Source organism: Paracoccus sp. UBA889 (assembly GCA_002294185.1).
GTDB lineage: Bacteria > Pseudomonadota > Alphaproteobacteria > Rhodobacterales > Rhodobacteraceae > Paracoccus.
Window position 1 is genome coordinate 1 of the sequence record DBFD01000045.1, and the last position, 12,913, is coordinate 12,913.

Annotated in this window: 10 protein-coding genes, 1 tRNA gene and 1 pseudogene; 5 read left to right on the plus strand and 7 right to left on the minus strand. The window is 67.3% G+C overall.

Translation table 11 applies throughout. From position 1 onward, the window contains the following. On the plus strand, positions 1-819 hold an 819-nt coding region (locus tag B4L36_RS07835), incomplete at its 5' end, for a HesA/MoeB/ThiF family protein (RefSeq protein WP_292954876.1). A gap of 58 nt (positions 820-877) precedes the next feature. Here B4L36_RS07835 and B4L36_RS07840 read toward each other — a convergent pair. After that, complete coding sequence (locus B4L36_RS07840; protein ID WP_292954879.1) at positions 878-1,225, minus strand: antibiotic biosynthesis monooxygenase family protein; 348 nt, start codon at positions 1,223-1,225, stop codon at positions 878-880. Between the two features lie 105 nt (positions 1,226-1,330). On the opposite strand from B4L36_RS07840, the gene B4L36_RS07845 reads away from it, so the two are divergent. Beyond that, complete coding sequence (locus tag B4L36_RS07845; RefSeq protein WP_292954882.1) at positions 1,331-3,355, plus strand: M3 family metallopeptidase; 2,025 nt, start codon at positions 1,331-1,333, stop codon at positions 3,353-3,355. A gap of 291 nt (positions 3,356-3,646) precedes the next feature. Here B4L36_RS07845 and B4L36_RS07850 read toward each other — a convergent pair whose 3' ends face one another. Then, positions 3,647-4,270 carry an SH3 domain-containing protein gene (locus B4L36_RS07850; RefSeq protein WP_292954885.1) on the minus strand — a complete coding sequence of 208 codons (624 nt, stop codon included), beginning with the start codon at positions 4,268-4,270 and terminating at the stop codon, positions 3,647-3,649. 217 nt (positions 4,271-4,487) lie between these two features. Between B4L36_RS07850 and B4L36_RS07855 the strand changes: the two genes are divergently transcribed. Together B4L36_RS07855 and B4L36_RS07860 are read left to right on the plus strand one after the other, a co-directional pair. Continuing rightward, positions 4,488-5,489: a 2-hydroxyacid dehydrogenase gene (locus B4L36_RS07855; RefSeq protein WP_292954888.1), complete on the plus strand. Its 1,002-nt coding sequence runs from the start codon at positions 4,488-4,490 to the stop codon at positions 5,487-5,489. A 69-nt stretch (positions 5,490-5,558) separates the two neighbouring features. Beyond that, positions 5,559-6,710, plus strand: a complete 1,152-nt coding sequence (locus B4L36_RS07860; protein ID WP_292954891.1) for an MFS transporter — start codon at positions 5,559-5,561, stop codon at positions 6,708-6,710. Between the two features lie 71 nt (positions 6,711-6,781). Here B4L36_RS07860 and panB read toward each other — a convergent pair whose 3' ends face one another. Both panB and panC read right to left on the minus strand, forming a co-directional pair. Continuing rightward, complete coding sequence (gene panB, locus B4L36_RS07865) at positions 6,782-7,591, minus strand: 3-methyl-2-oxobutanoate hydroxymethyltransferase (RefSeq protein ID WP_292954894.1); 810 nt, start codon at positions 7,589-7,591, stop codon at positions 6,782-6,784. Between the two features lie 8 nt (positions 7,592-7,599). Then, a complete protein-coding gene (gene panC / locus B4L36_RS07870) occupies positions 7,600-8,457 on the minus strand; it encodes a pantoate--beta-alanine ligase (protein WP_292954897.1) in 858 nt (285 codons plus the stop codon). 181 nt (positions 8,458-8,638) lie between these two features. Here panC and B4L36_RS07875 point away from each other — a divergent pair, with 181 nt between their 5' ends. After that, a complete protein-coding gene (locus B4L36_RS07875; protein ID WP_292954900.1) occupies positions 8,639-11,131 on the plus strand; it encodes a GcvT family protein in 2,493 nt (830 codons plus the stop codon). A gap of 213 nt (positions 11,132-11,344) precedes the next feature. On the opposite strand, the gene B4L36_RS07880 is transcribed toward B4L36_RS07875, so the two are convergent. The 3 genes and pseudogenes from B4L36_RS07880 to B4L36_RS07890 form a co-directional block, all read right to left on the minus strand. Next, positions 11,345-11,419: transfer RNA gene (locus B4L36_RS07880), tRNA-Gly, on the minus strand. 112 nt (positions 11,420-11,531) lie between these two features. Further along, entirely contained in the window at positions 11,532-11,912 is a 381-nt protein-coding gene (locus B4L36_RS07885) for a DUF4260 family protein (RefSeq protein WP_292954903.1), read from the minus strand. Next, positions 11,909-12,913, minus strand: a pseudogene (locus tag B4L36_RS07890) (excinuclease ABC subunit A); the annotation flags it as partial. The gene B4L36_RS07885 and the pseudogene B4L36_RS07890, both read right to left, overlap by 4 nt.

A 12,913-nucleotide genomic window follows, 5' to 3' on the forward strand; every position in this document is an offset into this window, starting at 1 on the left:
GCCCCCTTGGACGCCCCCGCCCCCTTGGACGCCCCCGCCCCCTTGAACGCCCCCGCCCCGGACGACGATATCGGCGACGCCGAGCTTGAACGCTATGCCCGCCACATCGTCCTGCGCGAGATCGGCGGGCCGGGTCAGATGCGGCTGCGTGCGGCGCGGGTGCTGGTCGTCGGTGCGGGCGGATTGGGCGCGCCGGTCTGTCTTTATCTCGCGGCCGCGGGCGTGGGGCGGATCACGCTGGCCGATGATGATCGCGTCAGCCTGTCGAACCTGCAACGCCAGGTGATCTTTCGCAGCGATCAGCGCGGGCAGGGCAAGGTGCAGGCCGCCGCCGCAGCCATGACGGCACTGAACCCGCATGTCGCCGTCACGCCGCTGCCGCGCCGCATCACGCAAGAAGACACCACCCTTTTCGCGGACCATGACCTGATCGTCGACGGCACCGACAGCTTCGCCGCGCGCGAGGCGATCAACCGGGCCGCGACCGCTGCGCGGATCCCGCTGGTCTCGGGCGCCATCGCGCAATGGGAAGGCCAGGTCACGCTTTACGATCCCGCGCGCGGCGGCCCCTGCCTGACCTGCCTTTTCCCCGCAGCACCCGCGCCCGGACTTGCCCCCGCCTGCGCCGAGGCCGGCGTGGTCGGCGCGCTGCCCGGCGTGATCGGCAGCCTGATGGCGCTGGAGGCGATCAAGGCCATCACCGGTGCGGGCGATGCGCTGCGCGGCCGGATGCTGATCTTCGACGGACTTCATGGCGAGACCCGGACGATCCGCACGGCGCGCCGCAAGGATTGCCCGGTCTGCAAGGATGCGCGCTGAGATTTCGGTGCGATCCGGGCCGTCCCGGCGCCGGAATCGCGGCGGCCCGGCCAGACCCCTATCCGTTCGCGGCCCGGCTGTCCTCTGGCGCCTGGTCGCGCGCGTTCATGCCGTAATCTCGGATCACATGCGCGATCCGCAGCCGATAATCGGCGAACAGCCTGTGTCTGCCGGCCTCTTGCGCGGCGCGATGCCGCGCAAGCTTGCGCCATTGCTCGATCGCCGCCTCGTCGCGGAAGAATGACAGCGACAGCATCTTGCCCGGATTGGTCAGGCTCTGGAAACGTTCGACCGAGATGAAGCCGTCGATCTCCTCGACCAGCGATCGCATCGCGGCGGCGATGTCCAGATAATCGGCGCGTTCAGCATCGCCCCTGGGTTCGACCTCGAAGATGACGGCGATCATGGCGGACTCCTGCCTGGGGTTGCAGGGCAGCATAGGCCGGCTGGCGCGGGTCTGGAAGTCCGGCGGTCCCTGACCTAGGGTTCGCTCCAGCACAGGAGGTCCGCGATGAATCCCGAACTGACCCGCTGGACAGGCCCCCAGGGCTTGCCGCGTTTCGACCTGATCGGGGATTCCGATTTCGCTCCGGCCTTCGACCGCGAACTGGCCGCCGCCAGCGCGGCGATGGAGGCGATCGCGGCCAATCCCGATCCCGCCGATTTCGCCAATACCGTCGCCGCGATGGAGACGGCGGAAGATGGGCTGAACCGGCTGCTGTCCATCTTCTACACGCTTTCCTCGACAGATTCGAACCCCGCGCGAGAGGCGCTGCAACGCGATTTCGCACCGCGTCTGGCCGCGTATAACAGCCGCACCAGCATGGATCCGCGCCTCTATGCGCGGGTCAGCACCGTGGCCGCGAGCGCGCAGGATCTGGCCCCCGAGGACCGGCGCATCACCGAACTGGCCTTGCGCGACCTGACCCGGTCTGGTGCCGGGCTGCAGGGCGCGGACCGCGACCGGATGGCGGCGATCCGGGCGCGGATGGCGGTGCTGACGACGGATTTTTCCCAGAATGTGCTGGCCGACGAACGCGACTACGTGCTGCCGGTGCCCGATCACGGCCTTGGCGGTCTGCCGGACTGGCTGGTCCGGGCAATGCGCGCGGCAGCCAGAGAGCGCGGCCTGGCCGGGCAGGTCGTGACGCTGAACCGCTCGCTGATCGTGCCGTTTCTCGAACATGCCGAGGAGCGCACATTGCGTGAAGTGGCGTTCCGGGCCTGGACCGCGCGCGGATCGGGGCAGGGCGCAGGCGGGACCGCGACCGACAACCTGCCGCTGGCCGCCGAGATCCTGGCGCTGCGCCATGAGCGCGCGCGATTGCTGGGCTACGAGGATTTCGCGACCTTCAAGCTTCAGCCGGAAATGGCCACCACGCCCGACAGGGTTCAGGATCTGCTGGGACAGGTCTGGCGGGCGGCCCGCGCGCGCGCCGCCGAGGACGAGGCCGCGCTGACCGCGATGCTGCGTGACGACGGCGTGAACGGCGCGCTGGAGCCCTGGGACTGGCGGCTCTATGCACAAAGGCGGCGCCGGCGGGAACACGATGTCGATGCCGCGACGGTCGGCCCGTATCTGACGCTGGAGGCGATGCTGGGCGCCGTCTTCGACGTGGCCGGGCGCCTCTTCGGGCTGGAATTTCAGCCGGTCGACGCGCCGCTCTGGTCAGCCGATGTGCGGGCATGGAAAGTCACGCGCGAGGGCCGGCTGATGGCGATCTTTCTGGGCGACTATTTCGCGCGGCCGGGCAAGCGGTCGGGGGCGTGGTGTTCGTCCTTGCAGGTCCAGCATCGGATCGGGTCGGGCCAGCGCGCCATCGTCGTCAATGTCTGCAACTTCACGCCGCCCGAGGAAGCGGGCGCGCCCGCCTTCCTGTCATGGGATGACGCGCATACCCTGTTCCACGAATTCGGCCATGCGACCCATCACATCCTGTCGGAAGTGACTTGGCCCTCGATCTCGGGCACTTCTGTCGCGCAGGATTTCGTCGAATTGCCCAGCCAGCTTTACGAACACTGGCTGGAACAGCCCGAGGTGCTGGATGCCCATGCCCGCCACCACGAGACGGGCGAACCCTTGCCCGCCGGCCTGCGCGACCGATTGCTGGCGGCGGACAGGGCCGATGCCGGCTTCTCGACCACCGAATATCTGGAAAGCGCGCTGGTCGACCTGGCCTTCCATCGCGGCGCGCCGCCCGACGACGTGATGGCGCGGCAGGCCGAACTGCTGGCGGGGCTGCAGGCCCCGGACGCCATCCCGATGCGCCATGCGACGCCGCATTTCGCCCATGTCTTCGCCGGCGACAGCTATGCCAGCGGCTATTACAGCTACCTGTGGTCCGAGGTGATGGACGCCGATGCCTTTGCCGCCTTTCAGGAGGCGGGCGACATCTTCGACAGGCACACCGCCCGGAAACTGGAACGGACCATCCTGTCAAAGGGCGGCTCGGCCCCCGCCGACCGGCTATGGCTGGATTTCAGGGACCGGATGCCGGGTGTGGATGCTTTGTTGCGGGGGCGCGGGCTGATCTGAGCGCGTCGTCCGGCAACAGGGAGACGCGGAAGATGATCAGGCATGGCGCGTTGTTCCTGTCGGTCCGGATCCCTGCGGGCTGCATGCAGGAAGACAGGGCGCGCAGCTGCCGCTGATCGACGGACGCTGCCACCCGCGTCCGGGATTCTGCGGCGACCGCGATCCGCAGAATCTGCGCGGTCCGCGCGGCCGCAGGCGGATGACGGCAATCTGCGGATCATCGAAGACCGCGGCGGCCGCGACGACGCCCGCTGGCGGTCCGGGGGCCGAACGGGGCCGCCCGGTCGCGGCTCAGTCCCGGATCTCGTCGGGATCGACGCCCCAGATTGCCGATTTAGGCACCCAGCCACGCTGGCCGCCGCCCGAGATGCGGCACCAGGTCGGATTGCACTCGCCCAGCCGCAGGATGGCCCCGACCTCGGCGCGGGCGACGACATCGGCGTCCGGGTTGGGCCGGCTGCGCAGCTGGACCATGTCCTCGGTCACAAGCGCCGTGCGGACACCGGAGAGCATGGCGTAGTGGACCCATCCGCCCGCACCGTCCTTGTCCTCGACCCGGCGCCAATGTCCGAATTCGGCCACCACGCGCAGCGGCATCCCGGCATGGCGAAACACCCAGTCGATCCGGTGCGACAGGCTGGGGCCGCGGCGGGCGTTGCCTTCGCTGCCCTTCAGGCTGACATAGCGCGGCAGCGGCAGGTTGGTCACGGGGCCCCGGTCGGTCGCGGCCTCGTCGCCATCCTGAGACCGGACGATGCCGGCATCCGCCAGACGCCGGATCTGCGCCGGTTGCGGATCCGCCGGCACGGGTGGCTCGGCCCTGGCCGCGCCGCCACCGATCGTCGGCGCCGCGATCGCCAGCACCAGCGCCAGCACCAGCGCCGCGCCGCCCTTGCCCCCTTGAAATTTCATCATGTCCCGTCCGTTCCTGTCCGACAGACCCGCCGCAGCGGTCGTCCCTGCCTCCGACGGAAGGGAACCGGCCCGTCCGCATTCCGCCGCGGCCTCGTCCGTCCCGTCGCTTGTCGCCGTCGGGGGACTTGTGCCTTCCCCTCAACGCGGGCAGTTTGCCAAAAGCCGCCGGGCTTTGGAAGTGCGGCCGCCGACACGGTTTCGAGAAAGTGAGGTTATCATGCCAGGCCAGTCCCCCTCGCGACCCAGAATGCGCGTGGCTGTCACCCGCCGTCTGCCCGAAGCCGTCGAAACCCGCATGACCGAATTGTTCGACGTGGCGCTGCGCGAGGACGACCGCAAGCTGGGACGGGACGAACTGGTCGCGCTGATGAAGGATTGCGACGTCCTGGTGCCGACGGTGACCGATCAGATCGACGCCAACATGCTGGCCCAGGCGGGCGAAAGATTGAAGCTGATCGCGAATTACGGCGCCGGAATCGATCATCTGGACGTGATGTCGGCCCGCCAGCGCGGTGTGCTTGTCAGCAACACGCCGGGCGTCGTGACCGAGGATACCGCCGACATGGCGATGGCGCTGATCCTGGCCGTCACCCGTCGCATTCCCGAGGGGCTGGCCGAGATGCAGGCAGGCCGCTGGGGCGGATGGGCGCCCACCGCGCATCTGGGCGGCCGGGTTGGCGGGCGCAGGCTGGGCATCCTGGGCATGGGCCGGATCGGTCAGGCCGTGGCGCGGCGGGCCAATGTCTTCGGGATGCAGGTCCATTACCACAATCGCCGTCGCCTGCGCCCCGAGATCGAGGACGATCTGCACGCCACCTGGTGGGAAAGCCTGGATCAGATGCTGGCGCGGATGGACATCGTTTCGGTCAACGCGCCGCACACGCCCTCGACCTTCCATCTGTTGAACGCGCGGCGGCTGAAGCTGATGAAACCCTCGGCTGTCGTGGTGAACACCTCGCGCGGCGAAGTGATCGACGAGAATGCGCTGACACGGATGCTGCGCGCGGGCGAAATCGCGGGCGCGGGGCTGGATGTGTTCGAACACGGCCACGAGATCAACCCGCGCCTGCGCGAATTGCCGAATGTGGTGCTGCTGCCGCATATGGGCAGCGCCACGGTCGAGGGACGGGCCGAGATGGGTGAGAAGGTGATCATCAACATCAAGACCTTCGCCGACGGGCACAGGCCGCCGGATCTGGTCGTGCCGTCGATGCTGTAGGGGGCGCTGCCCCCATCCCCGTGCCGGGGATTCCCCCGGGGTATTTGGACATCGAAGAAGAGGTTTGCGATGCGTCTGCGTCTCAGCCCGCCGCGCGCGGCGGTATCGGTCCTGTTCTTTGCCAACGGGCTGATGATCGGTTCGTGGGCGCCGAAATTGCCGGCGCTGATGGCGCGTCTGGGCATCGGCGAGGCGCTGGCCGGGCTGGTCGTGCTGTGCCTGGGACTTGGCTCGTTGCTGGTGATGCCGGTCTTCGGGGCGATGGTGGCGCGGCGCGGCTCGGCCGCGGCGGTCGGCCTTGCGGGCTGGCTGGCCGCGCCCACGCTGATCCTGATCACGCTGGCGCCCAATCTTGCCCTGGTTGCCCTGGCGGTCGGTCTGTTCGGCGGCACGCTGGGCGGCATGGACGTGGCAATGAATGCCAATGCCGTCGCGGTCGAACGCGCGCGGCGCCGCGCGATCATGTCGTCCTGTCACGGTTTCTGGAGCCTTGGGGGCGTTCTTGGCGCCGGGATCGGCGGTGTCGTGCTGGCGCGGCTGGGCGAGGCGGCGCATGCGGTCCTGGCGACGCTTGTGTTCATCGCGGTGCTGGTCTTCGCGCAGCGCCGGCTGCTTCGGGATGCGCCGGCGGAGGGGACGCGGAAGACGCCTCTGCGGCTGCCGCGTTCGCCCTTGCCCTATGTGATCGGGATCATGGCGCTGTTCAGCATGGTGCCCGAAGGGGCGATCCTCGACTGGGCCGCGGTCTATCTGCAGCGCGAAATGGGGGCGTCGCTGGCGCTGGCGGGCTGGGGCTTTGCGGCCTGTGCCGCGGCGATGGCCGCGATGCGTTTCGCGGGTGACGCGATCCGGCAGCGACTGGGGGCGGTCAGCACCCTGCGGATCAGTGCGCTTGCGGCGATCGCGGGGCTTGGCATGGCGGGGCTGGCGCCGAATTCCGGGCTGGCGATCCTGGGCTTCTTCGTCGCCGGTCTGGGGATCGCCAATCTGGTGCCGATCATGTTCTCGGCCGCCGGCAATCTGCCCGGGCTGGCGCCGGGGGTCGGTCTGTCCGTGGTCACGATCACCGGCTATTCCGGCATCCTTCTGGCACCGGGATCCATCGGTTATCTGGCCGAGAAGATGAGCTTTTCGGCGATCTATCTGGGCCTTGGGGGGCTGCTTCTTCTGCCGCTCCTGCTGTCTCCGCTGGCGCGGGCCGCCGATTTCGACGAGCGCTGAGGCATGGCGGCGCGGACCTTGGCCGAGCAAGCATGGGACGATCAGCCGATCCGGCGATGCGGAAGGACGGATCAGCGATAGGTCTGGTCCGGCCCCGGAAAGCTGCGTTCGCGCACGGCATCGGCATAGGCGGCGATGGCGTTCGAGGCGCGGGGGCCCAGATCGCCGAATGTCCTCACGAAACGCGGCACCCGGCCCGACAGGCCCAGCATGTCGTCCAGGACCAGAATCTGGCCGTCGCAGCGGGCCGAGGCGCCGATGCCCATGGTGGGAATGGCCACGGCCTCGGTAATCTGGTCGGCCAGCCCCTCGACCACCCCCTCGACGACCAGCGAAAAGGCGCCGGCCTGAGCCACGGCGCGGGCATCCTCGACATGGACGGGCCATGTGGTGGGGTCGCGGCCCTGGGTCTTGAAGCCGCCCATCGTCAGCGTGGCTTGTGGTGTCAGGCCGACATGACCCATGACCGGGATGCCGCGTTCGCCGAGAAAGCGGATCGTTTCCGCCATGCGCACGCCGCCTTCCAGCTTGATTGCGCCGGCGCCCGTGTCGGCCATGATGCGCGCGGCGTTGCGAAAGGCCTGTTCGGGGCTTTCCTCGTAGCTGCCGAAGGGCATGTCGATCACCACCATCGCCTTCTGTGATCCGCGCATCACCGCCTGGCCGTGCAGGATCATCATCTCGACCGTGACGCCGATGGTCGAGGGCAGGCCGTGGATCACCATGCCAAGACTGTCGCCGACCAGGATCACCTCGGCATGGTCATCGACCAGCGCTGCCATTGGCGCGGTATAGGCGGTCAGCGCGACAATGGGCACCTGGCCCTTGCGCGCAGCGATCTGCGGGGCGGTGATGCGGTGAATCGGGGCTTGCGCGGACATGGGTTTCCTCAGGGTTGGGCAATGCGCTGGTCGATCAGCAGAACCTCGCCGAAGCGGACCGCCAGCAGGATGACAACCGGCCGCTCGATCCGGTCGATGCGGGACAGGTCGGCCGCGTCGCGAATGTCCACGGATCGGATGTCGGCGCGGGGTTCGGCGCGCAGGATGCGTCGGATCTCGCGGCGCAGGGCAGGCGGGGTCGTGCCCTCGGCCACCATCGCCCGGGCCCGGTCCAGCGCGCGCGACAGCACCGGGGCGGCGGCGCGATCCCGGGTCGTCAGACGGCGGTTGCGCGATGACATGGCAAGGCCGTCGGCCTCGCGAACCGTCGGCACCGGCAGGATTTCGACCGGCATGTCCAGATCGGCCACCATCTGCCGCACGATGGTCAGTTGCTGGTAGTCCTTTTCCCCGAAAGCCGAGGCGTCGGGTCCGATGATGTTGAACAGCTTGGTCACGATCGTCGTCATGCCGCGGAAATGGCCGGGCCGCAGGCGCCCCATCAGCATCCTGGACAGGCCGCTGACCTCGACGAAGGTCTGTGCGCCGGGGCGGTAAATGTCCTCGACCGGGGGCATGAACACGGCGTCGCAGCCGTTTTCACGCAGAAGCCGCAGGTCGTTTTCCTCGTCGCGCGGATATTTCTCCAGATCCGCCTTCTGTTCGAATTGCGTCGGATTGACGAAGATCGAGACGACGATGCGGCCGCCGTCCCGCGCGTCCAGCCAGTCGCGGGCGTGGTCCAGCAAGCGCATATGACCCTGATGCAGCGCGCCCATCGTCGCCACCAGCGCCACGCGCTGGCCCTGGCCCCGCCAATCGGCGACGCAATCGCGAATGGCCTGCTTGCTGCGGCAGATCTGCATCCGTGCCCTCCATCGCCCCCCGGCCACAGGGTTCAACCTAATGGAAAGCGCCGGTTTCGCACAAGTGCTGCGATGCAGCATGTCGTTTTTTGCCGCCAAAGGTCGGGGCGATGGGGCCGGGCGCCGGGGGCTGTGACAGATACGGAGCAAGAAAGCCCAAACCCGGAAGGAGTCGGCCCCGATGAAGTCGCATGTGAAGGTTCTGGTGGTGGGCGGTGGCGCCGTGGGCTGCGGCATCGCACTGCATCTGGCGCGGGCGGGCTGGGATACGCTGCTGGTCGAGCGTGACGAATTGACGGCCGGATCCACATGGCATGCGGCGGGCCTGCTGCCGCTGTTCAACATGGGTTACGCGACCAGCCATATCCACGATTATTCTGTCAGGTTGTATGCCGGGCTGGAGGCCGAGACCGGGCTGAACGCGGGCTTCACCCGCTGCGGCAACCTTCGCATGGCGCAGACCGACGCGCGGATGGACGAATACATGCTGTATTCCGCCACTGCCGAGACGATCGGGATCGAGCATGAATTCCTGACCCCCGCCCAGATCGGGGATCGCTGGCCCCTGGTCCGGACCGAGGATCTGAAGGGCGCGCTGTTCCACCCGACCGACGGCTATATCAACCCCGCCGACGTGACCCAGGCCATGGCCAAGGGCGCGCGCATGGCCGGCTGCGCGATCGAACGCAAACTGCAGGTGCAGGGCTATCGCTGGACCGGATCGGAATGGATCGTCACTTGCGAGAGGATGGCCGAGAGGGGCGGCAATCTCGTTCCCTCGGGCGAGGTGTTCGAGATCCGGGCCGAACATGTGGTCACCGCGACGGGCAACCATGCGCAGCGGACCGCGCGGCTGCTGGGCATCCGGATCCCCGCCATCCCCGTCGAACACCAGTTCATCGTGACCGAGCCCGATCCGGCGCTGCTGAAATGGCGGGCCGACGGCAATCCCGAACATCCGGTGCTGCGCGATGCCGACGCCAAGTGGTATGTCCGCGAGGAACGCGGCGGCTGGATCCTGGGCCCTTACGAGGAAGGTGCGCCGGCGCGCTTCCCGTATGAGGTTCCCGACAGCTTCCGTGCCGATCTGTTCCCGCTGGATCTGGAACGGATCGAACAGGAATACATGTCGATGATCCACCGCATCCCGTCCTCGGAAGAGGTCGGCCTGAAGGACGATTTCAACGGACCCATCTGTTACACCCCGGACGGCAACCCGCTGGTCGGACCGGCGCCGGGCCTGCGCAACATGTGGCTTGCCGAAGGCTTCAGCTTCGGCATCACGGCGGCGGGCGGGGTCGGGCATTATCTGACGCAGATGATGACCGGGGGCGAGGCCGAGATCGACATGGCCAGCCTCGATCCGCGCCGGTTCGGATCATGGATGACCACCGAATACGGGACGCGCAAGAACGAGGAAGCCTATTCCCACGTCTTCATCCTGCACCATCCCGATGAGGAACGCGAAGCCTGCCGGCCCTTGCGCACCGCGCCCGCTTATGACCGGCAAAAGGCGCGGGGCGCGCAATTCGGGCAGGTAAACGGCTGGGAGCGGCCGAACTATTATGCGCCGGCGGGTTTCGACGACCATGCTTCCCGCAGCTTTCGGCGCGGCGGCTGGTGGCAATATGCCAAGGCCGAGGCCGAGGCCCTGCGCGGCGCTGCCGGCCTGATCGACGCGACGGCATTCGCCAAGCACATCGTCAAGGGGCCGGGCGCGACCGCCTTCCTCGACTGGCTGACCACCAACAGGCTGCCCAAGGTCGGGCGGATCAACCTGACCTATGCGTTGACCGAAACCGGCACCACGCGCACCGAATATACCATCGTGCGGCTGGCCGAGGACGAATACTACCTTGTCTCGGCGGGCGCATGGGCCGATTACGACGGCGACAACCTGATGAAATCAGCCGGGGATTTCATGGCCCAAGGCGGCGCCCATGTCGCCATTCAGGACGTCACCACGCAATGGGGCGTCTTTGCCTTGGCCGGTCCCGCCTCGCGCGAGATCCTGTCAAGACTGATCCGTGATCCGCAGCCGGAAACCGCCTTGTCGAACAAGCGGTTTCCGTGGCTTTCGGCGCGGCGGATCGAACTGGGCATGGTGCCGGTCAACGCGATCCGCGTCGCCTATACGGGCGAGTTGGGCTGGGAACTCCACCACCCGATCGAGATGCAGAACCACCTGTTCGACCGGCTGATCGAGGCCGGCGAGCCGTCGGGAATGAGGTTGGTCGGCGCACGGGCGCAGAACTGGCTGCGGCAAGAGAAATCCTATCGCGCCTTCGGCACGGAACTGGGCCGAGACGCGACCCCGCTGGAGGCGGGGCTGGACCGTTTCGTCGATCTGTCCAAGGATTTCAGGGGCAAGGCCGCGATGCAGGCCCAGGGTATCCGCAGCACCTGCGTGACGCTGCTGATCGACGGACCCGAGGATGCCGATCCCTGGGGCCGCGAGGCCTTGTTCCTGGAAGGCGGAAAGGTGGGGCGACTGACCTCGGGCGGGTATTCGGTGGCCTTCGGAAAATCGATCGCCATGGGCTATGTCCGCCCCGATCTGGCGCGGGCGGGAACAAGGCTGAAGGTCCGCATGTTCCGCGAATTGTGGGATGCCGAGGTGACCGAGGACAGCCCCCATGATCCGTCCAACGCGCGGATCAGGGTGGACGGCTAGCGCCGGTCGGGCTGTCGGTTCGGTCTGGTCGGGCAGGGCGCGGGCAGCCGCGCTCTGGCTGGGCCGGACATCTTGCGGAAGAAGGGCGAGATGTCAGGATTGGCCGGGCAGTCATGAACCATCAACCGACGGCCACCTGTGCGGTTTCGCCTGTGAAAGGCCGCGATGGCCAGTGCCACCACAGGCTGATCCCACGCGATGATGTCTAGAAACTGGAGCGGGCGATGAGATTCGAACTCACGACCCTAACCTTGGCAAGGTTATGCTCTACCCCTGAGCTACGCCCGCATCCATGTCGAAGGTATATCCCCTTCGGTGAGCGGTGATTTACGGAAGAGCGCCGGCAGGCGCAAGGGGGTATTTCGGATTTTCGGCAGAAAACTTGCGGACGGGATGCGGCCTATCGCCCATCGTCGTCGTTCCGCCCGATCAGGCCCAGATGGGTGTCCTGAAAGCGCGTGACCGACTTCAAGCCATAGCCAAGCGCACGGTCGATCCCGACATGCGCCATCCAGACAGCACCCGCCGCGATCAGCCCGGTCTGCCCGGTCAGCAGGCCCAGCAGCGCAAGGATCAGCCCGTTGGCATAAAGATGCGCGGCGTTATAGATCGCGGCCCCGACCCGCGCCCCGGCCAGATAGCCTATCATGGACAGATCCGGCGCCAGCAGAACCAGCGGCCAGAGCCAGAGCGGCCAGCCCGATTGCGTCATTCCGGCCAGCGCCACGGCAGCGGCAAAGATGCCCGCGCCCTCGATCCTCTGCCATGCGACCGGGCTCATTCAGCGGCGCGGATGCGGGCGGGTTCCAGCATCGGGGCAAGGTAGTGGCCGGTATGACTGTCCGCGATGCGGGCGACCTCCTCGGGCGTTCCGGTCGCCACGATCCGGCCGCCGCCATCGCCGCCTTCGGGGCCGATATCGATGATCCAGTCGGCGGTCTTGATCACGTCGAGGTTATGCTCGATCACGATCACCGTGTTGCCCTGATCGACCAGTTCGTGCAGCACTTCCAGCAGCTTGCGCACATCTTCGAAATGCAGGCCGGTGGTCGGCTCGTCGAGGATATAAAGCGTCCGCCCGGTCGAACGCCGCGACAATTCCTTGGACAGCTTGACCCGCTGCGCCTCGCCCCCCGACAGGGTGGTCGCCTGCTGGCCGACCTTGATGTAGCCAAGGCCCACCTGCATCAATGCATCCATCTTTTCGCGGATCGACGGAACGGCAGCAAAGAAGGTCTGCGCATCTTCAACCGTCATATCAAGAACGTCGGCTATGCTTTTGCCCTTGAACTGAATTTCAAGCGTCTCGCGATTGTATCGCTTGCCCTTGCAGGTCTCGCATTCGACATAGACATCGGGCAGGAAATGCATCTCGATCTTGATGACGCCGTCGCCCTGACAGGCCTCGCAGCGGCCGCCCTTGACGTTGAAGCTGAAGCGCCCGGGCTTGTAGCCGCGGGCCTTGGATTCGGGCAGCCCGGCGAACCAGTCGCGGATGGGCGTGAAGGCGCCGGTATAGGTGGCCGGGTTCGACCGGGGCGTGCGGCCGATCGGGCGCTGGTCGATGTCGATGACCTTGTCCAGATGTTCCAGCCCCTTGATCGTCTCGCAGGGGGCCGGGGTCTGGCGCGCCCCGTTCAGGCGCAGGCTGGCGGTCTTGAACAAGGTCTCGATCGTCAGGGTCGATTTTCCGCCGCCCGAGACCCCCGAGACACAGACGAACTTGCCCAGCGGGAATTCCGCCGTGACATCCTGCAGGTTGTTGCCTGTGGCCCGGACCAC

Excerpts from the sequence above, each read along its gene's own strand:
- B4L36_RS07840 (WP_292954879.1), bottom strand. The coding sequence starts at position 1,225 with ATGATCGCCGTCATCTTCGAGGTCGAACCCAGGGGCGATGCTGAACGC.
- B4L36_RS07845 (WP_292954882.1), top strand. The coding sequence starts at position 1,331 with ATGAATCCCGAACTGACCCGCTGGACAGGCCCCCAGGGCTTGCCGCGT.
- B4L36_RS07850 (WP_292954885.1), bottom strand. The coding sequence starts at position 4,270 with ATGATGAAATTTCAAGGGGGCAAGGGCGGCGCGGCGCTGGTGCTGGCG.
- B4L36_RS07855 (WP_292954888.1), top strand. The coding sequence starts at position 4,488 with ATGCCAGGCCAGTCCCCCTCGCGACCCAGAATGCGCGTGGCTGTCACC.
- B4L36_RS07860 (WP_292954891.1), top strand. The coding sequence starts at position 5,559 with ATGCGTCTGCGTCTCAGCCCGCCGCGCGCGGCGGTATCGGTCCTGTTC.
- panB (WP_292954894.1), bottom strand. The coding sequence starts at position 7,591 with ATGTCCGCGCAAGCCCCGATTCACCGCATCACCGCCCCGCAGATCGCT.
- panC (WP_292954897.1), bottom strand. The coding sequence starts at position 8,457 with ATGCAGATCTGCCGCAGCAAGCAGGCCATTCGCGATTGCGTCGCCGAT.
- B4L36_RS07875 (WP_292954900.1), top strand. The coding sequence starts at position 8,639 with ATGAAGTCGCATGTGAAGGTTCTGGTGGTGGGCGGTGGCGCCGTGGGC.
- B4L36_RS07885 (WP_292954903.1), bottom strand. The coding sequence starts at position 11,912 with ATGAGCCCGGTCGCATGGCAGAGGATCGAGGGCGCGGGCATCTTTGCC.